General features: G+C 63.9%; 23 protein-coding genes and 1 other annotated feature (1 of these 24 only partly in view). Of the genes, 20 read left to right on the top strand and 3 right to left on the bottom strand.

Features of this window, described 5'->3' with window-relative positions:
* Window positions 1-184: 184 nt before the first annotated feature.
* The 4 genes from KQI12_RS07395 (at window position 185) to KQI12_RS07380 (ending at window position 5,202) form a co-directional block, all read left to right on the top strand.
* The gene (locus tag KQI12_RS07395; protein ID WP_216572258.1) at window positions 185-1,660 is read left to right on the top strand and encodes a pyridoxal-5-phosphate-dependent protein subunit beta; all 1,476 of its coding nucleotides are present in this window, start codon (window positions 185-187) and stop codon (window positions 1,658-1,660) included.
* Between the two features lie 95 nt (window positions 1,661-1,755).
* Entirely contained in the window at window positions 1,756-2,994 is a 1,239-nt protein-coding gene (locus KQI12_RS07390) for a threonine synthase (RefSeq protein WP_216572368.1), read from the top strand.
* Window positions 2,995-3,247: 253 nt separating this feature from the next.
* On the top strand, window positions 3,248-4,630 hold the full coding sequence (hydA, locus tag KQI12_RS07385) for a dihydropyrimidinase (protein WP_216572256.1): 1,383 nt from the start codon (window positions 3,248-3,250) through the stop codon (window positions 4,628-4,630).
* Window positions 4,627-5,202, top strand: coding sequence for an NTP transferase domain-containing protein (locus tag KQI12_RS07380; protein WP_253290889.1), 576 nt, complete (start codon window positions 4,627-4,629; stop codon window positions 5,200-5,202). Before hydA ends, KQI12_RS07380 begins: the two co-directional genes overlap by 4 nt.
* A 304-nt stretch (window positions 5,203-5,506) precedes the next feature.
* Here the strand turns inward: KQI12_RS07380 and tadA are convergent, their stop codons facing one another.
* Window positions 5,507-5,983, bottom strand: coding sequence for a tRNA adenosine(34) deaminase TadA (tadA, locus tag KQI12_RS07375; RefSeq protein ID WP_216572254.1), 477 nt, complete (start codon window positions 5,981-5,983; stop codon window positions 5,507-5,509).
* Between the two features lie 210 nt (window positions 5,984-6,193).
* Between tadA and KQI12_RS07370 the strand changes: the two genes are divergently transcribed.
* The 15 genes from KQI12_RS07370 to KQI12_RS07300 all read left to right on the top strand — a co-directional run bounded on the left by KQI12_RS07370 (window position 6,194) and on the right by KQI12_RS07300 (window position 17,895).
* Window positions 6,194-6,754: a manganese efflux pump MntP family protein gene (locus tag KQI12_RS07370; RefSeq protein WP_253290888.1), complete on the top strand. Its 561-nt coding sequence runs from the start codon at window positions 6,194-6,196 to the stop codon at window positions 6,752-6,754.
* 5 nt (window positions 6,755-6,759) lie between these two features.
* Window positions 6,760-7,482: a selenium cofactor biosynthesis protein YqeC gene (gene yqeC / locus KQI12_RS07365; protein ID WP_216572250.1), complete on the top strand. Its 723-nt coding sequence runs from the start codon at window positions 6,760-6,762 to the stop codon at window positions 7,480-7,482.
* Window positions 7,470-8,288 carry a selenium-dependent molybdenum cofactor biosynthesis protein YqeB gene (gene yqeB / locus KQI12_RS07360; RefSeq protein ID WP_216572248.1) on the top strand — a complete coding sequence of 273 codons (819 nt, stop codon included), beginning with the start codon at window positions 7,470-7,472 and terminating at the stop codon, window positions 8,286-8,288. Before yqeC ends, yqeB begins: the two co-directional genes overlap by 13 nt.
* Window positions 8,289-8,303: 15 nt before the next feature.
* Window positions 8,304-9,059 (top strand): XdhC/CoxI family protein, encoded by a 756-nt coding sequence (locus KQI12_RS07355; protein WP_216572243.1) that lies wholly within the window; start codon window positions 8,304-8,306, stop codon window positions 9,057-9,059.
* A 222-nt stretch (window positions 9,060-9,281) separates the two neighbouring features.
* On the top strand, window positions 9,282-10,097 hold the full coding sequence (locus KQI12_RS07350; protein ID WP_216572241.1) for a ParB/RepB/Spo0J family partition protein: 816 nt from the start codon (window positions 9,282-9,284) through the stop codon (window positions 10,095-10,097).
* 264 nt (window positions 10,098-10,361) lie between these two features.
* Entirely contained in the window at window positions 10,362-11,120 is a 759-nt protein-coding gene (locus KQI12_RS07345; RefSeq protein ID WP_216572237.1) for a ParA family protein, read from the top strand.
* A gap of 58 nt (window positions 11,121-11,178) precedes the next feature.
* Complete coding sequence (locus tag KQI12_RS07340) at window positions 11,179-12,084, top strand: ParB/RepB/Spo0J family partition protein (RefSeq protein ID WP_216572235.1); 906 nt, start codon at window positions 11,179-11,181, stop codon at window positions 12,082-12,084.
* A 2-nt stretch (window positions 12,085-12,086) separates the two neighbouring features.
* Window positions 12,087-12,665: a cell division protein ZapB gene (locus tag KQI12_RS07335; RefSeq protein ID WP_216572233.1), complete on the top strand. Its 579-nt coding sequence runs from the start codon at window positions 12,087-12,089 to the stop codon at window positions 12,663-12,665.
* Window positions 12,666-12,727: 62 nt separating this feature from the next.
* Window positions 12,728-14,035, top strand: a complete 1,308-nt coding sequence (gene serS, locus KQI12_RS07330) for a serine--tRNA ligase (RefSeq protein WP_216572231.1) — start codon at window positions 12,728-12,730, stop codon at window positions 14,033-14,035.
* A gap of 94 nt (window positions 14,036-14,129) precedes the next feature.
* Window positions 14,130-14,546 carry a large conductance mechanosensitive channel protein MscL gene (mscL, locus tag KQI12_RS07325; protein ID WP_216572228.1) on the top strand — a complete coding sequence of 139 codons (417 nt, stop codon included), beginning with the start codon at window positions 14,130-14,132 and terminating at the stop codon, window positions 14,544-14,546.
* Window positions 14,539-14,868 carry a hypothetical protein gene (locus KQI12_RS07320; RefSeq protein WP_216572223.1) on the top strand — a complete coding sequence of 110 codons (330 nt, stop codon included), beginning with the start codon at window positions 14,539-14,541 and terminating at the stop codon, window positions 14,866-14,868. The genes mscL and KQI12_RS07320 overlap by 8 nt, the downstream gene beginning before the upstream one ends.
* 4 nt (window positions 14,869-14,872) lie before the next feature.
* The gene (rsmG, locus tag KQI12_RS07315; protein WP_216572221.1) at window positions 14,873-15,586 is read left to right on the top strand and encodes a 16S rRNA (guanine(527)-N(7))-methyltransferase RsmG; all 714 of its coding nucleotides are present in this window, start codon (window positions 14,873-14,875) and stop codon (window positions 15,584-15,586) included.
* A gap of 108 nt (window positions 15,587-15,694) precedes the next feature.
* A complete protein-coding gene (minD, locus tag KQI12_RS07310) occupies window positions 15,695-16,435 on the top strand; it encodes a septum site-determining protein MinD (protein WP_216572219.1) in 741 nt (246 codons plus the stop codon).
* 44 nt (window positions 16,436-16,479) lie between these two features.
* Window positions 16,480-16,896 (top strand): methylglyoxal synthase, encoded by a 417-nt coding sequence (locus tag KQI12_RS07305; RefSeq protein WP_216572217.1) that lies wholly within the window; start codon window positions 16,480-16,482, stop codon window positions 16,894-16,896.
* 87 nt (window positions 16,897-16,983) lie between these two features.
* Window positions 16,984-17,895 carry a hypothetical protein gene (locus KQI12_RS07300; protein ID WP_216572211.1) on the top strand — a complete coding sequence of 304 codons (912 nt, stop codon included), beginning with the start codon at window positions 16,984-16,986 and terminating at the stop codon, window positions 17,893-17,895.
* A gap of 43 nt (window positions 17,896-17,938) precedes the next feature.
* Here the strand turns inward: KQI12_RS07300 and KQI12_RS07295 are convergent, their stop codons facing one another.
* On the bottom strand, window positions 17,939-18,793 hold the full coding sequence (locus tag KQI12_RS07295) for a YihY/virulence factor BrkB family protein (RefSeq protein WP_216572209.1): 855 nt from the start codon (window positions 18,791-18,793) through the stop codon (window positions 17,939-17,941).
* Window positions 18,794-18,923: 130 nt separating this feature from the next.
* On the bottom strand, window positions 18,924-19,187 hold the full coding sequence (gene rpsT, locus KQI12_RS07290; protein WP_216572207.1) for a 30S ribosomal protein S20: 264 nt from the start codon (window positions 19,185-19,187) through the stop codon (window positions 18,924-18,926).
* A gap of 183 nt (window positions 19,188-19,370) precedes the next feature.
* On the opposite strand from rpsT, the gene gpr reads away from it, so the two are divergent.
* Window positions 19,371-20,276 (top strand): GPR endopeptidase, encoded by a 906-nt coding sequence (gene gpr / locus KQI12_RS07285; protein WP_216572202.1) that lies wholly within the window; start codon window positions 19,371-19,373, stop codon window positions 20,274-20,276.
* Between the two features lie 123 nt (window positions 20,277-20,399).
* Window positions 20,400-20,581 (top strand) — a binding site (T-box leader) (it continues 27 nt past the right edge of the window).

Below are 20,581 nucleotides of genomic sequence, written 5' to 3'. Positions count from 1 at the left end.
ATGTCTGTGCCCCGCTCGCGAACGCTTTTGTCTAAAGTGTATATTTTATCATTTTTAAACTATGCTTTCTGTTCAAACTCCACAGTTTATTCTGCCATTTCTCTTGATTTCTGCTCTGATCATGCTATCATAAATATAACGTCCCATCGATAGGGTACTTCGAAGTCAAGGAGGAATTATAGATATGATCGATCTGACTATCAACCGTGAAGGCCTGGACCACAACATCAAGAAGGCCCGGGAGAACCACGTGATCGTCCCCACCATCGCTCAGATGCAGCATCCTGAGACCATCCCCGAGAAGATCCAGGCCAAGCTGAAGAACGTAGGCCTGTGGGATGTGGATCCTCTGAACCTCTTCCGCATCACCTGGAAGAACGAGGCCAAGGAGTCCGGCGGCGGCTATCAGGCCGTGCCCAACTACGTCGAGATCCCCTCCTCTCTGTCCGGCGTCCCCTGCCGCATCGTGGCCATGGCCGGCAAGTGGTTCCCCACCGGCTGTCATAAGGTCGGCGCTTCCTTTGGCTGTCTGGCCCCCCGTCTGGTCACCGGTCAGTTCGACTCCACCTATCATCACGCCGTCTGGCCCTCCACCGGCAACTACTGCCGCGGCGGCGCCTTCAACTCCAAGCTCCTGGCCTGCGACAGCGTGGCTATCCTCCCCGCTGAGATGAGCAAGGAGCGCTTCGACTGGCTGAGCAAGATCGCCGGCCAGGTCATCGCCACCCCCGGCTGTGAGTCCAACGTGAAGGAGATCTTCGACAAGACCTGGGAGCTCAAGCAGGATCCCACCATGATGATCTTCAACCAGTTCGAGGAGATGGGCAACCCCCTGTGGCACTACAACGTGACCGGCAACGCCCTGGCCGACCTGTATGAGGCCATCAAGCGTCCCGGCGACAAGATCGCCGGCGCCTGCTTCACCTCCGGCTCCGCGGGCACCATGTCCTCCGGCGACCGGCTGAAGGACCTGTATCCCCACGTGAAGATCGGCGTGGGCGAGGCCCTCCAGTGCCCCACCATCCTGGAGAACGGCTTTGGCGGCCACCGCATCGAGGGCATCGGCGACAAGCACATCCCCTGGATCCATAATGTGAAGAACACCGACATGGTCATCGACATCGACGATGAGGATTCTCAGCGGCTCCTCCGCCTGTTCAACACCCCCGAGGGCCAGAAGTACCTGAAGGAAGAGCTGGGCCTGGATGACGAGCTGATCGGCAAGCTGACCTGGATGGGCATCTCCGGCATCGCCAACGTGCTGTGCTGCATCAAGATGGCCAAGTACTATGAGCTGACCGAGCACGACATGGTGTTCACCGTCCTCACCGACTCTGCCGTCATGTACCAGAGCCGTATCGAGGAGCTGAACGAGGCCCACGGCGCTTACAGCGAGCAGGAGGCCGTCCTGGACCATGCGCTGCACATCCTGGGCCTCAAGACCGACAACATGGCCGAGCTGGGCTACTGGGACCGCAAGCGCGTCCACAACCTGAAGTACTACACCTGGGTGGAGCAGCAGGGCAAGGACGTGAAGGACCTGAACGCCCTTTGGTACGACACCGAGGGCACTTGGGACGCCGTCCACGCTCAGGCCAAGGACCTGGACGCCCTGATCGACGAGTTCAACGATGCCACCGGCGTGCTGAAGTCCCTGTGATCATTTTCTGAACGCTCTACGACCGGCGGGCGGGCATAGCCCGCCCGCCGGTTTTTCTGTGCTACTGTCAAGTGAAAAAGGAGGTCATCCCATTGCTGAAGAACGTGAAATGCGCCAAGTGCGTCAAGTGCGGCAAAGAATATGAGGCTACGCCTACCACCACCACCTGTGAGTGCGGCGGCATCCTGGACATCGTATACGACTACGACTACATCAAGGCCCACTTCACCAAGGACGATCTGGAGCACTGCCCTGACCGCTCCATGTGGCGCTACCGTCCCCTCCTGCCGGTGGAGCCTGATTCCGCGCCCACTCCCCTGCGGGTGGGCTGGTCCCCCCTGTACAAGGCCGACAACCTGGCCAAGGTGCTGGGCCTCAAGGCCCTGTACATCAAGGACGACGGCCAGAACCCCACCGCCTCCCTGAAGGACCGGGCCTCCGCCATGGCGGTGGTCAAGGCCCGGGAGGCCAAGGCCCCCATCATCGCCTGCTCCTCCACTGGAAACGCCGCCTCCTCTCTGGCGGGCAATGCCGCCGCCGCGGGCATCCCCACCTATATCTTCGTGCCCTCCCGGGCCCCCAAGGGCAAGGTGGCTCAGCTGAGGATCTTCGGCGCCACCGTCATCAGTGTGGACGGCTCCTATGAGGACACCTTCGAGCTGTCCAAGGCCGCCATCCAGCGCTGGGGCTGGTACGACCGGAACGCCGCCATCAACCCCTATCTGTCCGAGGGCAAAAAGACCGTCACCCTGGAGATCATGGAACAGCTCCATTGGCAGGTCCCCGACTTCATCGCCCTGTCCGTAGGCGACGGCTGTACCATCGCCGGTGCGTGGAAGGGCCTCAAGGACCTGTATGCCGCCGGGTTCATCGACAAGCTGCCCCGGCTGATCTCGGTACAGGCGGAGGGCTGCTGTCCCCTGAACCGGGCCATCCAGACCAACACGCCCTGGGAACCCATGGAGGAGAACACGCTGGCCGACTCCATCGCCGTGGGCGTGCCCCGCAATGCGGACAAGGCCCTCAATGCCATCCGGGAGTCCAACGGCATCACGGTGAACGTCTCTGATGACGAGATCCTGGCGGCCATGCGCCTGCTGGGCCGGACTCAGGGCGTGTTCGGCGAGCCGGCCGGCGTCACCGGCACCGCCGGTGTGAAGAAGGCTCTGGAGCTGGGCCTGCTGGACCCGGACTCCACTGTGGTCAGCGTGGTCACGGGCAACGGCCTGAAGGACGCCGCCAACGGCATCAAGGCCGCCGGCGAGCCCATGCTGGTGAAGCCCACCATGGAGGCGCTTCTGGACGCCTTCGAGGAGAACGATATCCATCCGTGATAGGGCTTTGGTCCGCCCACAGGGCGGAACGAACGCCATCCGACATTGGATTCGATTCGATGCGAAAGACGGCGATAATAGCAGACCGGACCGTCTGCTCCCCGGTCTCCGCACATTGTGTTCTGCCGCCGGCCGTGATATAATACCGGCGGAAACGGCTGAAACGGAGCCCTGAACGGCGGGCCTCATCCATATGGATGAGGCCCGTTTTTTCCCGTCCGTCTTTTTGAGCATACATAAAAGGAGGCCCAATATGTCTATCCTGATCCAAAATGGCACCCTCGTCCTGCCCAACGGCCCCACCGCGGCCGACCTGCGGGTGGAGGACGGCAAGATCGCCGCGATCGGTCCCGGCCTGTCCGCCGAGGGCTGTCAGGTCATCGACGCCAGGGGGAAGCTGGTGTTCCCCGGCTTCATCGACACCCACACCCACTTCGAGATGAACAAAGGCACCGACCGGGAGACCGCCGATGACTGGACGACCGGCACCCGCGCCGCCCTGGCCGGCGGCACCACCTGCGTGCTGGACTTCGCCGAGCCCGACCACGGCTGTTCCCTCCAGTCCGCCCTGGACGCCTGGCACAGCCGGGCCGATGGCCATGCCTCCTGCAACTACTCCTTCCACATGACCATCGTGGACTGGGATCAGCGGATCCGGGACGAGCTGCCCCGGATGACGGAGCAGGGCATCACCTCCTATAAGGTCTATCTGGCCTATGACGGGATGCGCATCCCCGACGGCACCGCCTATGAGATCATCAAGGCCGTGGGCAAAGAGGGCGGCATCGTGGGCTGTCACTGCGAGAACGGCGACCTGATCGACGAGTCCATCGCCGAGCTGAAGGCCGCCGGGAAGCTCTCCCCCAGCAGTCACCCCCTGGCCCACAGCGCCGTCATCGAGGCCGAGGCCGTTGGCCGCTGGCTGGCTCTGGCTGAGCAGGCGGGATACCCGGTGAACGTGGTCCATCTGTCCACACAGCGTGGACTGGAGCAGGCCCTCCTGGCCCGTTCCCACGGCCAGCCCCTCTATCTGGAGTCCTGCCCCCAGTACTTCACCATGACCGATGAAAAGTATCAGCTCCCCGGCTTCGAGAGCGCCAAGTTCGTGTTCTCGCCCCCCCTGCGGAAGCAGGAGGACGTGGATGCTCTGTGGGAGGCCCTCAGTGAGGATGAGATCGACACCATCGGCACGGACCACTGCTCCTTCGACTACGCCACCACCAAGCAGCTGGGGAAGGACGACTTCTCCCAGATCCCTCCGGGCATCCCCGGCACCGAGCACCGCCCCGCCATCATGTATACCTTCGGCGTGAAGGGCGGACACATCGATGTGCTCCAGATGATGCTGTCCATGTCTGAGCGTCCCGCCCGGCTCTTCGGGATGTTCCCCCAAAAGGGCACTTTGGCCGTGGGGAGCGATGCCGATATCGTCATCTTCGACCCAGATCATACTTGGCGTATTCACGCTGCCGACCAGTATCAGAACGTGGACTACACTCCCTATGAGGATATGGAGATGGCCGGCCGTACGGATACCGTCCTGCTGAACGGCCAGATCGCTGTGGAGGGCGGCCGCGTGGTGCGGGAGGGCCTGGGCACCTTCGTCTCCCGCGGGCCCTCTCAGTTCTGGAGATGAGCGGCGCTCTCACTCTGGGCTGTGTGCTGATGGCCTCCGGCTTCGGCTCCCGGTTCGGCTCCAACAAGCTGCTGGCAGAGGTCAGAGGCGTGCCTCTGGTCCGCCGGGCTCTGGAGCTGTACCGGGGCCTCCCCTTCGCCCGCCGGGTCATCGTGAGCCAGTACGATGAAATCCTGATCTTGGGCGAGCGGATGGGTTATGAGCCCATCCTCAACCGGGAGGCCGCCCAGGGGATCTCCGCTTCCGTGCGGCTGGGCACGACCGCTCTGTCCGCTATGGACGGACTGCTCTTCGGCGTGTGCGACCAGCCATGGCTCCGGCCGGAGACGGTCCTCGGTCTGCTGGAGATCTTCCGGGCCCATCCAGAGGACATCTGCTCTCTGAGCTGTCAGGGGACGCGGGGCAGCCCAGCCCTCTTCCCCGCCGCCTTTTTCCCGGAGCTGTCCGCCCTCACCGGCGACACCGGCGGCGGGCAGGTCATCCGGCGTTACCCGGACCGCCTCCGTCTGGTGGAGGTCCTAGACCCTCGGGAGCTGTCCGATATCGACCGGCCGGAGGACCTGCGCGGATAGGCCGGCCCATACCCAGACTCAAAATGGTCAGGGCCGAACGGATCTCGTTCGGCCCTGACCATTTTTCACGCCACTCTCCACGCCCCGTCCCTCATCGGTCGGTCACACGACAAAGGCCGGACGCCTGCTCCTGACGTCCGGCCTCTGTCTAAGGAAAGAGGATACAATGAAATGAAAAGAAACTGTCTCTTGCAGGACCTATGATACTGCGGAGTTGTTAACAAATCTCGCATGGACCTGTTACAAGATCATTAAATCTTTGTATGCTTTCTGTAAACCTCTGTCAAGTCCACAAACTGGCCCCCTATTTTTGAGACTTTGCCGCCTTCCGCTTGTCCCGCAGACGTTGGAAGAATTCCTGGAGGAGCGCTCCGCACTCCCCCTCCAGCAGTCCGCCGTGGACCTCCGGATGGTGGTTGAAGGGCTGGGCAAACAGATCCAGCACCGATCCGCAGCAGCCCGCCTTGGGGTCCTTCGCCCCGTACCACACCTGGGGGATCCGTGCGTTCACGATCCCGCCGGCGCACATGGGACAGGGCTCCAGAGTCACGTAAAGCACGGCCTTATGGAGCCGCCAGCCCCCCAGCACGGCGTTGGCCTGCCGGATGGCCTCCAGCTCCGCATGGGCCAGAGCGTCCCTGGCCGCCTCCCGGCGGTTGCGGCCCCGGCCCACGATCCGCCCGTCCTCCCAGACGATGACGCATCCCACCGGTACCTCGCCTTCCTCCATCGCCTGGCGGGCTAAGGCCAGCGCCTCCCGCATATAGTCCTCATGGCCCATGGCCATGCCTCCTCTCCGGATGGATCTGGTCTCATCCCTCTCAGCTTGTTCCAGCATACCCGATTTTTCCCCACAGCGCAAGAAAAAATAGACATGGACGGCGGAAAAAATAGAAAAGATGGATCGAAAGGGATAGCCTGGATAGAGCCGATGTGTTATAATCATCTGATGAGCTTTTGGAGAAATCAAGCGAGAAAAGGTGGATACGGTTTGATCGAGACGTTCCTGATCGCGGTGAGTCTTGCCCTGGACGCATTCGCGGTGTCGGTCTCCAGCGGGATATCTGTGCCCGGCTTCAACTGGAGACATGGTGTGAAGATGGGAGCTTACTTCGGCGCCTTCCAGTTCTCCATGCCCCTTTTGGGCTGGGCGCTGGGCAGCAGCGTCAGCTCCTATATCGAGGCGGTGGACCACTGGATCGCCTTCGGCCTGCTGGCGCTCATCGGTGGGCGGATGGCATGGGGCGCGCTCCACGGCGGCGAGGACGCTGATGGCGACGCCTCCGACCTCTCCCATCGGCGGCTCCTGCTGCTGGCCATCGCCACCAGCATCGACGCCCTGGCCGTGGGCGTGTCCATGGCCTTCATGGAGGTGGACATCCTGGCCTCCGCCGCCGTGATCGGCGTGGTGGCCTTCGCCCTCTCTCTGGTGGGCGGCCTGGCCGGCCGCCGTCTGGGCGAGCTCTTCCAGCAGAGGGCCGAGCTGGTGGGCGGTCTGGTCCTGATCGGGATCGGCGTGAAGATCCTGATCGAACATCTATGCGGAGGTTGAGAGAGATGAGTCTTTGGAACGCGCTTCGGCTGGATATGCGGGAGCACCGGTCCGTCACTCTGGTGGGCGGCGGCGGCAAGACCACCACCATGTACTATCTGGCCCAGGAGGCCCGGGCGGCCGGGAAACGGGTGATCGTCACCACCAGCACCCACATCATGCCCCATCCCAGACTCTTCCTCACGGACGACCCCTCGCCGGACAACCTCCGGGCCTGTCTGGATGCGCACGGGATCATCACCCTGGGCACCCTGGGCCGGGCGGACAAGCTCTGCGGCACTGGGGAGATCGGCGTCTGCAAGGAAGCGGCGGACATCGTCCTCATCGAGGGGGACGGGGCCAGGATCCGGCCCCTGAAGGTCCCGGCGGAGCATGAGCCTGTGATCCCGCCGGAGACCGACGCGGTGATCGCCATCGCCGGCATGGACGCCCTGGACGAGCCCATCGGCGTCATCTGCCATCGGCCGGAGCGGACGGCCGCCTTTTTGGGCAAGCGCCTGGAGGACCCGGTGACGGAGGAGGATGTGGTCAAGATCCTCTCCAGTCCTGAGGGGAGCCGCAAGAACGTGGCGCCCTCCATGGCCTATCGCTGTCTGCTGAACAAGACGGATGATCCTGTCCTACGGGAGCGTGCCGGGATCATCGCCGCCGGACTGGACCGGCTGGGGATCTTCACGCTCATCCAGCACTATGAAGAAAAGGAGCGGGGCGGACTATGCTGGTTTTGATCAAAGGCGCGGGAGATCTGGCCACTGGGGTGGCCTATCGGCTCCATCGGGCGGGCTTCCAGCTCGTGATGACGGACATCGCCAAGCCCACGGCGGTGCGGCGGACCGTGGCGTTCTGCCAGTGCATCTATGACGTCACTGCGGTCGTGGAGGGCGTCACCGCCCGCCATGTGGAGACCGTGGAGGAGATCCGGACCTGTCTGGACCGGGATGAGATCCCCGTGCTGGTGGATCCGGAGGCGGAGATCCGCAGACAGCTCTCCTTCGACGCGGAGGTAGACGCCATCCTGGCCAAGTACAACGTGAACACCCGGATCGACGATGCCCCCATCGTCCTTGCGCTGGGGCCCGGCTTCACCGCCGGCGTGGACTGCCACGCCGCCATCGAGACCAAGCGGGGCCACTATCTGGGCCGCCTCCTGCTGGAGGGCAGTCCCATCCCCAACACCGGCGTCCCCGGCGACGTGGGCGGCTACACCACCCAGCGGATCATCCGGGCCTGTCAGGACGGCATCTTCCACCCGGTGGCCCACATCGGCGACACGGTGGCCGAAGGGGACGTAGTGGCCGAGGTAGACGGCGCTCCCGTCTACGCCCTCATGCCCGGCACGGTCCGTGGGATGCTCCCCGACGGGCTGAAGGTGAAGAAAGGCATGAAGTCCGGTGACATCGACCCCCGGTGCGCTTACGACCACTGCTTCACGATCTCGGACAAGGCCCGGGCGATCGGCGGCGGCGTGCTGGAGGGGCTGCTCTACTTTCGCCATAAACAGGCCCGGAACGCTCCGGGCACGACTGATATCTGAGGAGAGGACGAGAGAATGGAACGACTGATCCTATGCGGCGGCGGTCATGTGTCTCTGGAGGTGGCCTTCATGGCCAGCCGTCTGGAGTTCGAGATCGTCGTCATCGACGACCGGCCCGAATTCGCCAATGAAGAGCGGTTCTACATGGCCTCCCAGGTCCTGTGCAAACCCTTCCTGGAGGCGCTGGACGAGTTGGGCAGCCGCCCGGACGACTACTATGTGATCCTGACCCGGGGCCACGCCTATGACAACGTGTGTCTGGACAAGATCCTCCGCCGGGACTACGCCTACATCGGCATGATCGGCAGCCGGGTGAAGGTCGCCCTGTCCATGAAGCGGATGAAAGAGGCCGGCTTCTCCGAAGAGACTCTGGCCCAGGTCCACACCCCTGTGGGCCTGAAGATCGGCGCCCAGACCCCGGCGGAGATCGCCGTGTCCATCCTGGGCGAGATCATCCAGGAGCGGGCCCGGCTGGGTCCCGGCCTGCCCCCGCCTCCCGCGGAGAAGGGCGTACTGTGTACGATCACCAAGAAGAGCGGCTCCGCCCCCCGGGACAAGGGCTCCTGGATGCTGGTCCATCCCGACGGCACCTGCGTGGGCACGATCGGCGGCGGCGCGGTGGAGTACCAGGCCAAGCTGGATGCCCTGGACATGATGGCTAATGGCGTGGAGAAGGACCACAGGCTCTACGACCTGTCCCATGCGGCGGCGGAGCTCGGCATGGTCTGCGGCGGCCACATCGAGGTGGACTTCGAGGCCCGGAACGGCTGATATCGATCGGTGAAACTGGAACGAGTCCCGACTTCTGACGAAGCCGGGACTCGTTCGTTTTTCGCGCTCGATATCGCTTTTTCCGCCCCGTGGGCGGAATAAACATTACAGATGGCTCGTCCGGCAAGGAAATATTTCCCACTCGACCTTCTTCCCCTGACTTTTCCTCTCATTATGGTAAAATATGGTCATCCACCCCATTTTGACAAGGAGGTCTCCGCTATGCTCCTCTCGCGCAAACGCGGGCTCTTCGAGAGCACCCGGGTGCTCTTCCTGCCCGCCGCCCTGATCGCCCCGAACCCTGGTCAGCCCCGCAAAGCCTTCGAGCCCGATGGTCTGGAGGAGCTGGCCGCCAGCATCCGGCTCTATGGGATCCTCCAGCCCCTCTCCGTCCGGCGCACCGGCGAACGGGGCTATGAGCTCATCTCCGGAGAGCGGCGGCTCCGGGCCGCCCAGATGGCTGGTCTCACCGAGGTCCCCTGCATCCTGGTGGATGTGGACGATGAGGGCTCCTCTCTGCTGGCCCTGATCGAAAACCTCCAGCGCCGGGACCTGGACTTCGTAGAGGAGGCCGCCGCCCTGGCCAAACTCATCCGCACCTATCAGCTCTCTCAGGAGGAGGCCGCCCGGAAAATCGGCAAGTCCCAGTCCGCCGTGGCCAACAAGCTCCGGCTGCTGCGCCTGCCCCCCGATGTGCTGGCCCTCCTGCGGGAACGGCATTTCAGCGAACGCCACGCCCGTGCCCTCCTGCGGCTGGATGGCCCGGAACAGCAGCGCTCCGCCGCTCAGTACATCGTGGAGCACAGCCTCACCGTGGCCAAGACGGAGGAGTATGTGGAGGCGCTCCTCGCTCCTCCCCCTGCCAGCAGTCGAAAGCCGCCTCTCTTCATCCTGAAAGATGTCCGGCTCTTCCTGAACTCTATCACCAAAGGGCTGGCCACCATGAAGCACGCGGGGGTAGACGCCGACTGCGACCGGCAGGACACCGAGGATTCCATCCTCCTGACCATCCGCATCCCCAAACAGGCCCGGCCCTGATCTTCCCGATCTTTGACTGTTTCACGTGAAACAGTGTCTATCCTGTTTTCCATCCTCTCTCACCTATTTTTCTTGGGCTGTCCTGTTTCACGTGAAACAGGACAGCCGTTTTTTGCAAAAATACGTGTTTTCGGTTGCGCTCCGCTTTTACGGGCATTATAATAGGGTCTGCCCAGAAAAATGCTCTGAGGTCCCCTCCCCTGTTGGGCCCCGCAGAGTGTTTCTCCAAAATCAATACTTTTACAGGCAAAAGGCAGGTGTATCATGGCAAAAATCATTGCGATCGTCAACCAAAAGGGCGGCGTCGGCAAAACGACCACCTGCGTCAATCTGGCCGCCGCCCTCAAGGCTCTGGGGAGCCGGGTCCTGGTCTGTGACTTCGATCCGCAGGCCAACACCACCTCCGGCTTCGGCGTGGACAAGGTGACTGCCTCCCCAAATATCTACGATGTCCTGGTCAACGGCGCGGACATCATCAAAGCCATCGTCCACACGGAGTACGCCGATGTGCTGCCCACCAACAAGGCCCTCACCGGCGCCACCGTGGAGATGATCGCCATGGACCGGCGGGAATACCGCCTCCGGGACGCGCTGGACAAGGTGGCCGATCAGTACGACTACATCTTCATCGACTGTCCTCCCTCTCTGGAGCTGTTGACCCTGAACGCCCTGTGCGCGGCCGGGTCCATCCTGGTGCCGGTCCAGTGCGAGTACTATGCTCTGGAGGGCCTCTCCGACCTGCTCTCCACGGTGCGGATCGTGAAGCGGTCCCTGAACCCCAGCATCCGAATGGAGGGCGTGGTCCTGACCATGTACGATGGACGCACCAACCTCTCCCTCCAGGTGGCAGAGGAGGTCAAGCGCCACTTCCCCGGACAGGTCTACGCCACCGTGATCCCCCGGAACGTGCGGCTCTCTGAGGCCCCCAGCCACGGGCTCCCTGTGTCGGCCTATGACAGCTATTCCCGGGGCGCGGAGGCCTACGCCGCTCTGGCGCAGGAGGTCCTGGACCAGAACAAATGATCCACGTTCCTCCCCTTCCCCACGTTTCACGCTCACTTTAGAAGAAAGGAATGATCCTATGGCATCCTCAAAGGACCGGGGCCTGGGCAAGGGTCTGGGCAAAGGCCTGGGCGCCCTGCTGGGGGACGACGCGCTCCAGCCCCAGGAGGGGGGCTCCCTCTCCCTCCCCATCTCTCAGGTGGAGCCCGGCCTGAAGCAGCCCCGGAAACGCTTCGACGAGGTGGCGCTGGCCGAGCTGGCCGACTCCATCCGCACCCATGGCATCATCCAGCCCCTGACCGTCCGGCGGCTCTCCACCGGCTACTATCAGATCATCGCCGGAGAGCGGCGCTGGCGGGCCGCCAAGATGGCGGGCCTCACCCAGGTCCCCGCCGTGATCATCGAGGCAGACGACCGGGCCGTCATGGAGCTGGGCCTGATCGAGAACCTCCAGCGGGAGGACCTGAACCCCATCGAAGAGGCCGCCGGCTATCAGACCCTTATGGAGGAGTACAGCCTCACTCAGGAGGAGATCGCCCAGCGGGTGGGCAAGTCCCGCTCGGCGGTGGCCAACGCCATGCGCCTCCTCTCCCTCCCTGACGCGGTGCATATGCTGCTGGAGGAGGGCCGCCTCTCCGCCGGGCATGCCCGGGCGATCCTGGCCTGCCCCACGAAGGAGCTCCAGAAAAAGCTGGCCCAGAAGGTCATCGCCGAGGGGCTCTCCGTCCGGCAGACCGAGGCTCTGGCCCGCCGCCTGGCCAAGGCTGAGGATGGCCTGGACGAGCCGGTGAAGCCCGCCGGCCCCGACCTGTCCATCTACCTCCGGGACGCGGAGAAGGGCCTGTCTGACCGCTTCGGCCGAAAGGTCCACATCATCAACGGCAAGAAGAAGGGCAAGATCGAGCTGGAGTACTATGATCCCGACGATCTCAATGCCCTCCTGGAGGTGCTGGAAGGCATCCCCGCCGGGAAAGGAGGCGCCTGACCGTGGACGATCCCAAGCAGCCCCAGAACGCCTCCGAGCGCTCCGCGCTCCAGCACGAGGCGGAGCACGCCAAGCCCGGCCACAAAAACTCCGTGCTGATCTATCTGGTGATCCTCTTCGCCGCCGCCTTCCTGCTCCTGCTCCTGTCCTACTTCATGCAGCAGCGGACCAATCAGGAGCGGCTCAACGACCTGCAAAAGGCCTCCAACTCCGCGGTCCAGACCCTGGACGATATGCTGGAGGAGAACCAGGCCCTGAAGGATCAGAACAATGCTCTGAAGGATGAGAAGGCCGATCTGGAGGCCCAGCTCAAGGCCGCCCAGCAGGAGCTGACGGATGCCCAGACCACCGCCTCCCACACTGCCGCCGCTCTGGACTGGCTGTGGCGGATCCAGCGGCAGGTGTCCCGGGGCTACTATTCCGCCGCCCGGGAGCTGGTGGCCGCCTATGAGGCTGCGGAGTTCCCCCAGTACCTGCCCGGCGAGGATCTGACCGGCCAGGGCGGCGTCTCCCCGGCGAAGCAGTACCGGGACCTGCTGTCCCTGCTGGACATCACGGAGACCTGCGCCCCCGAGGCGTGAGCCTCTCCCCTTCCCCCGCCCGCCACTCCCCTTTATAAGATTATGATGAGGTGTTGATACCAATGCTGGATATGAAATTCGTCCGGGAATACCCCGACGCTGTCAAGGAGAACATCAAGAAGAAGTTCCAGGAGGACAAGCTCCCCCTGGTGGACAAGGTGCTGGAGCTGGACGCGGAGAACCGTGCCACCATCCAGGAAGCCCAGGACCTGCGCACCGCCCGCAACGCCAAGTCCAAGAAAATCGGTATGCTCATGGGCCAGGCCAAGAAGGATCCCTCCAAGCTGGGGGAGGCTGAGGCTCTGAAGGCTGAGGTCAAGGCCGACGCCGACCGGCTGGCTCATCTGGAGCAGCGGGAGGATGAGCTGGCCGGGGAGATCCGCCACATCATGCTGATCATCCCCCAGATCATCGACCCCTCCGTGCCCATCGGCCCCGATGACTCCTGCAATGTGGAGGTGGAGCGCTTCGGCGAGCCTGTGGTGCCCGACTATCCCATCCCCTACCACACTGAGATCATGGAGTCCCTGGACGGCATCGACATGGACGCCGCCGGCCGGGTGTCCGGCTCCGGCTTCTACTACCTGCTGGGCGACATCGCCCGGCTCCATGAGGCGGTGCTGGCCTATGGCCGCGACTTCATGATCGACAAGGGCTTCACCTACTGCATCCCCCCCTTCATGATCCACAGCAACGTGGTGGAGGGCGTCATGTCCTTCGCTGACATGGAGGCCATGATGTACAAGATCGAAGGCGAGGACCTCTATCTGATCGGCACCAGCGAGCACTCCATGATCGGCCGCTTCATCGACCAGATCATCCCCGCCGAGAAGATGCCCCAGACTCTGACCTCCTATTCCCCCTGCTTCCGCAAGGAGAAGGGCTCCCACGGCATCGAGGAGCGGGGCGTCTACCGCATCCATCAGTTCGAGAAGCAGGAGATGATCGTGGTCTGCAAGCCCGAGGAGTCCAAGGAGTGGTATGAGAAGATGTGGCGCTACTCCGTGGAGCTGTTCCGCAATTTCGACATCCCCGTCCGCCAGCTGGAGTGCTGCTCCGGCGATCTGGCCGACCTGAAGTGCAAGTCCTGCGACATCGAGGCCTGGAGCCCCCGCCAGCAGAAGTACTTCGAGGTCTGCTCCTGCTCCAACCTGGGCGACGCCCAGGCCCGCCGCCTGAAGATCCGCTACCGGGATGAGGACGGCAAGCTCCATCTGGCCCACACCCTGAACAACACCTGCGTGGCGCCCCCCCGGATGCTGATCGCCCTGCTGGAGAACAACCTCCAGGCCGACGGCTCCGTGAAGATCCCCAAGGTCCTCCAGCCCTATATGGGCGGCAAGGAGGTCCTGGTGCCCAAGGCGAAGTAAGACCGCCCCGCATCGGGGGGCGGTCGGATCTCGGATCCGTCCCGTCCTCTGTGCGCCGCGATCGACTCTCAACTCAAAACGAGGAGGACATACTATGTCTGCCAAAGAAAAGACCACCGGCTTCATCGCGGAGTTCCGTCAGTTCATCGCCCGTGGCAATGTCATGGACATGGCCGTCGGCGTCATCGTGGGCGGCGCGTTCAAATCCATCGCCGATTCTCTGGTCGCGGATATCATCAATCCCATCCTGGGCGTGTTCACCGGAAGCGGCACCGACCTGTCCGGCCTGGCCATCGCCCTGCCCGGCGGCGGCGACATCATGGCGGGCAATTTCATCAACGCCGTGGTGAATTTCCTGATCATGGCCTTCGTGGTGTTCTGCATCATCAAGGCCCTGAACATCTTCCACAGAGAGAAGGAAGAGGCCCCTCCCGCTCCCCTGGAGCCCTCCGCTGAGGAGAAACTCCTCACCGAGATCCGGGATCTGCTGAAGGAGCGGAAGGATGCCTGATCCCATCAAGCCGGAGCAGGATCCCAAGCCGGACTGGACCCCCGCCTCCCCCGCCAAGCGGGCCCTGGCGTGGATGGGTATCGTGTACATGGTGATCCTGGTCCTGCTGACCACTTACAATTTGGCCACCGGCGAGCCCCTCCATGGGATCCCCGGTATCCTCCTCTTCCCCGCCTGCGGCGGGCTCGCCGCCCTCTCCTGGCTCCGCTATCGGGCCGCGGGTGGCTTCCACCACTGCTTCATGGCCGTCCTGGCCGCCCTGTGCGGTCTGGTCAGTCTGGTGCTGGGAGTCCTCTCCCTCATCTCCGCTCTGGGAGGCTGATCCTATGAAAGAACGTATCCGGGCGGGACTGGCCGCCATGGGCCTGCTGGACCGGGTGCCCGACACCGCCCCGGAACAGCTGGCCGAGTACGGCCGGCTCCTGCTGGAAAAGAACCAGGTCATGAACCTGACCGCCATCACCGACCCGGACCAGGTGGTGAAGCTCCATATGCTGGACTGCGCCGCCCTGCTGGACTGTGGGGACCTGTCCGGCCGCCGTCTGATCGACGTGGGCACCGGCGCGGGCTTCCCCGGTCTGGTGCTGAAGATCCTGGTCCCCTCGCTGGACGTGGTCCTGCTGGACAGCCTGAACAAACGGCTGGACTGGCTCTCCGAGGTGGCCCGGACCCTCTCCCTCACCGGAGTGGAGACCCTCCACGCCCGGGCCGAGGAGCAGGCCCTCCAGCCCGGCTGGCGGGATTCCTTCGACTTCGCCACCTCCCGGGCGGTGGCCTCTCTGGAACTCCTCAGCGAGCTGTGCCTCCCCTTCGTCAAGGTGGGGGGCACCTTCCTGGCCATGAAGTCGGTGGATTGCGGCCCGGAGCTGGACCGGGCCGCCCGGGGCATCCAGCGTCTGGGCGGCGCCCTGCGGCCCTGCGTGGACTATGAGATCCCCGGCGCGGGTCTGTCCCACCGGGTGGTGCGGGTCGAAAAGACCGCACCCACCCCCAAGGGCTACCCCAGAAGATGGGCAAAAATACAAAAATCCCCTCTTTGAGCGTTCCTCTTCTGTGTTTATTGCAGATCGTACAAAACGCATCCAAAAAGTCATTGTATTTTCCCCATTTTCATGATACTATTTATCAAGTCGTAAGAGGTGCATCCCATGTCAACTGTCATCGCCGTCACCTCCGGAAAGGGCGGGACCGGCAAGACGTCTCTCACCGGAGCCGTGGCCTCCTGTCTGGCCGCTCTGGGGCGCCAGGTCCTCTGTGTGGATATGGACGTGGGCCTGCGGAACCTGGACCTGACCTTGGGCATGAGCGACCGGGCCCTGATGGACTTCACCGACGTGCTGTCCGGCCGGGCCACGCTGGAGCGGGCCGCCGTGGCTCATCCCCAGATCCAGGGCCTGTATCTGCTCACCGCGCCCTTGACCCAGCCCCGTGACGCCATCACCGCCGAGGCGGTCCGGGCCTTCCTGAACGAGGCCCGCGCCCGGTTCGACTATATCCTGCTGGACGCCCCCGCCGGGCTGGGACTGGGCTTCCAGATCTCCACCTGCGGCGCGGACCGGGCGCTGGTGGTCTCCACCACCGATGCCTCCGCCCTGCGGGACGCCCAGCGCACCGTCTGCGAGCTGGGCAGTTCCATGCGCTCCATCCATCTGGTGGTGAACCGGGTGCAGCCCAAGCTGCTCCGCCAGCTCCACACCACGATCGACGACGCCATGGACACCGCCGGCCTCCCCCTGCTGGGGGTGGTGCCGGAGGATCCTCAGGTCATGCTGGCCGCCAACCGGGGCCAGCCGCTGATCATGATGGCCCGGTTCGGCGCGGCCCGCGCCTACCTGAACATCGCCCGCCGCCTCATGGGCGAGCGGGTCCCCCTGATGCACATCCGCTGAGGGACGCGTATCGTCCCCGACCAAAGCGTAGAAAGGAGCATGTCATGAATATCGCCCTGATGAGCCACGACCGCAAGAAGGAGCTGATGGTGCAGTTCTGCATCGCCTACTGCGGTATCCTGTCCAAGAACACTCTCTGCGCCACCAATACCACGGGAAAGCTGGTCTCGGAGGCCACCGGACTGCCGGTGCATCTGTTCCTCTCCCACTCCCACGGCGGCACCCAGCAGATCGGCGCCCGCATCGCCTACAACGAGATCGACATGGTCCTCTTCTTCTCCGATCCCCAGTCTACGGACCTGGACGCCGACCTGAACGAGATCACCCGGCTCTGCGACCAGTACAACATCCCCTTCGCCACCAATGTAGCCACGGCGGAGATGCTGATCCACGGCCTGGAGCGGGGCGATCTGGATTGGCGCGACATCGTCAATCCCAAGACCAAGCCCTTCACGGCGTGACGCCGAACGCCCGCAGGAAGGCAGAGCGCTTTCCCGCGGGCGTTTCCTCTTTTCCAGACCGATCATCTGTCGAACAGGAGGTATCCGATGAACTCCCCTTCTCCCAAGACCCTGCGGATCCTGGCGGCCGTCGGCGTGACAGCGGGGATCCTCTTCCTGGCCCTCCAGTGCCGGGACCTGTCCCGCAAGTTGGACGCGATGAGCCTCACGCTCTCCACGATCCAGCAGAACGTAGTCCAGACGCAGTTGGATCAGCAGCGGGCCCTGAGCACGCAGGAGCAGACGATCCGGGACGCCCTGTCTCAGGGGGCCAGCCTCTTCACCGGCGTGGAGACCGGCCTGGAGGCTCGGAACGGCCAGGTCTTCCTCACCGTGTCTCTGGTGCCCAGATCGCTCTCTCCCGGGGAGGTCCTCACCCTCCATCTGGATGATGGCGCGGCAGTGGAGCTCACCGACGCTGGGAACGGTCGCTTCACGGCCTCCCTCCCCTGTCCGCTGGGCCAGGAGCGGATCCGGCCCGTGGTCACGATCCGCGGCGGCGGATCCACCCGCTCCGAGGCGCTGGAGGACCTGGAGCCGTCCACTCTAGCCGCTGTGGACGCCTATGTGGAGCAGTGGTCCACGCAGGGCGAGACGGGCACTCTGCCCCAGTCCCTTCAGATCGGCCTCAGCCTCCAGAGCATCGGCACGCTGGATGTGGTCCCCGCCGAGGTGACCGCAAAGATCCGCATCCCGTACACGGAGTCCTCGGTCGCTGCCCAGAGGCTGGAGCGGGGCGAGGACGACACCTGGCAGATGGAGGTCTCCGCCGGCGCTCTCCCCTCGGACACCAGTGAGCTGTGGGCCTATCTCACGGTCCGCACGGACACCGGCCTGGAGCTGACCAGCCAAGACCCCCTCGTCATCTTCGGCGTCTCAGAGACGGAAAAAAACGGCAGTATCTGCTTCTACCCCCAGTCTGTGGACGGTCAGGTCCTCTCTCTGACATGGAAGGGATAAAACGAAACGCTCCGCAGTCCGGATGGACTGCGGAGCGTTTTCATCATCCGACCGGACCTTCCCGGCCCCGCTTCCGATGGGCGTACCAGATATAGTTGAACACGTTCCCCAAAATGAGGATGTTCCCGCAGAGATACAGCCACACCAGCAGGATGATCACCGAAGCCAGCGAGCCGTAGACCAGCGAATACCGGGAGGACATCCCGATGAACCAGGAGAACACGGCCGAGGCCCCCACCAGCACCCCGGAGGCCAGCACCGCGCCGGTGAACACCGGAGGCCTGGGCTCCCCTCTGGGGGCCGAGATCCGGTAGACCAGCAGGACGAACCCCATCACCAGACAGAACAGTACCAGGAACCGGACCCACTGCCACGCCCAGGGAAGGTCCACCTCCGGCAGAGGCAGGAGCCGGGCCGCCAGCCGGAACAGCCACTCCCCCGTCAGCAGGACCACGATGGACAGATAGATCGTGGCCAGCAGGAGCAGGGAACACACCACGCTGGCCAGCACCTGCCACACGCCCTGATAGCTCGTTCGGCCATAGATGTCCCCCATGATGTCCATCAGGGCCCGGAAGGCCGCCGAGGAGGCGAAGAGGGTGGTCACCAGTCCGCCGATCAGCATCTGCCGGCTCCAGCCGCCGCTGACATAGGAGATGTAGTCCGCCAGCACTCCCAGGCTCTCCTGGGGCAGGAGGCCCCCCGCCGCGTCCAGGACCCGACCTGGGTCCAGGTCCAGCAGGCCGATGAAGGCGTTGATGCAGATCACGATGGGGAAAAACGTCAGGATCAGGAAATAGGCCAGCTCCGCCGCCGAGCGGGACACCCGCTTGGCGAAATAGAGCTCCACGAGCTCCGTGAGGAACCGGACCGGACTCCAGCGCAGGATCTCTCGCACGGTACGATACGCTCCTTCCCCTCTCCCTTGGAGAGCAAAAAAAGAAAAAGGGACTGTTGCATAATAAGATCTTCTCGAAACGGAAAGACCTTATTGTACAACAGTCCCTCTTTTAGACCACATTCGCGGCTCAGGCCAGCTTGTTCAGCTTGATGGTCATGGCGCTCTTCTTGCGGGAGCCGTTGTTCTTGTGCAGCAGCCCACGAAGCACAGCCTTGTCCACGGCCTTGACAGCCACCTTGTAAGCGCTATCGGCCTCGCTGCGGTTGCCTTCGGCCACCGCGGCCTCAAACTTCTTGATGTCGGTCTTCAGCGCGGATCGAGCGGTCTTGTTCTGCGCAGCCTTGGTCTTGTTCACCAGGACACGCTTCTTAGCAGACTTGATATTCGGCAAACCAAACACCTCCTCCGATGACGATTCGCACAGATAGCCTGTGCAGATTTATATTTTAGCAGGAGTCGGGGCAAAATGCAACTATTAAATGAGATTTTTTTCGGATTTTTTCACCTGCGGACGATCATCCATGGAAATTGGGTACCGTAGGGATCCAAAACACCAGATATGGGGGGACACGATATGATCCAGCGGCGGACCGATCTGGCCCTGGAGGCCCATGCCCTCTGGCGGGAGCGCGCGGAGGATACCTCCGCCCTCCCCGGCGTCCGGTGCCGGGAGGAGGAGCGGGCGGGCTGTCCCATCACCCGGGTGGACATCCTGGACCGTCGGGGGGCCGAGGCTCTGGGCAAGCCGGAGGGCCACTATGTGACGGTAGACCTGTCCGCCCTCTCCCGGCGGGAGGAGGATTCCTTCGCCCGCTCGGTGGAGGCGGTGGCCGATGAGCTGCGGGGACTGATGGGGGACCTTCCTCCCTCCGCCCCGGTACTGGTGGCGGGGCTGGGCAACCGGGCCATCACGCCTGACGCGGTGGGCCCCCGGACGGCGGACCTGACCCTGGTGACCCGCCATCTGACGGACGATCCGCTCTTTGCCTCCTTCCGGCCCGTGGCGGCTCTGGCGGCGGGCCCCATGGGCACCACCGGTCTGGAGAGCGGCGAGCTGATCCGGGCGGCGGCGGAGCGGATCCAGCCCGCTCTGGTGATCGCGGTGGACGCGCTGGTCTCCCGGAGCCTGGAGCGGCTGGGCCGGACGGTCCAGCTCTCCGATACGGGCATCGCACCCGGCTCCGGGGTCGGCAACCACCGGGCCCCGCTGGACCGGGGCACCCTGGGGGTGCCGGTGATCGCCGTGGGAGCCCCCACCGTGGTGGAGGCCGCCACCCTCTGCGCCGACGTGCTGGCCCAAGCCGGCCGGGAGGATCTGGACCCGGAAGCGCTCCGGGGCGCGGCGGCCGGGGTGATCGTCGCCCCTCGGGAGACCGACCGCCAGACGGCGGACCTGTCCCGGGTCCTGGGCTGCGCCATCACCCTGGCCCTCCAGCCGGGGCTGTCTCTGCGGGATGTGGAGATGCTGGTGGATGGGTGATGTTTGGTCCGCCCACGGGGCGAGGGATGTGTCCCCGCTTGCGCAGCCGTTGGCGGACAAAAACGCCCTCGTCACAACTCTTGACGCCCGCCCAAAAAGATGATAGAATGACCCCGACATCGATCAAAAGCATCGACCGGGAGGAGTACGCATGGTCCCGGACCAAGAGAGGAGCCGTCTGGTGCAAGGCTCCCGATGGACTGTGCGGAAGGGCGCCCGGGAGCTGCGGCCAGGAAATGGGCCGCCGGTCCCCTGCCGTTATCAGGTACGAGCGCGAAGCGTGTCACACGCTTCGAATTCAGGTG

It is taken from the genome of Pseudoflavonifractor sp. MSJ-37, from assembly GCF_018917965.1.
Classification (GTDB): Bacteria; Bacillota; Clostridia; order Oscillospirales; family Oscillospiraceae; genus Pseudoflavonifractor_A.
Note: the sequence above shows the minus strand (reverse complement) of the source record. Positions and strands in the feature narration are given on the sequence as shown.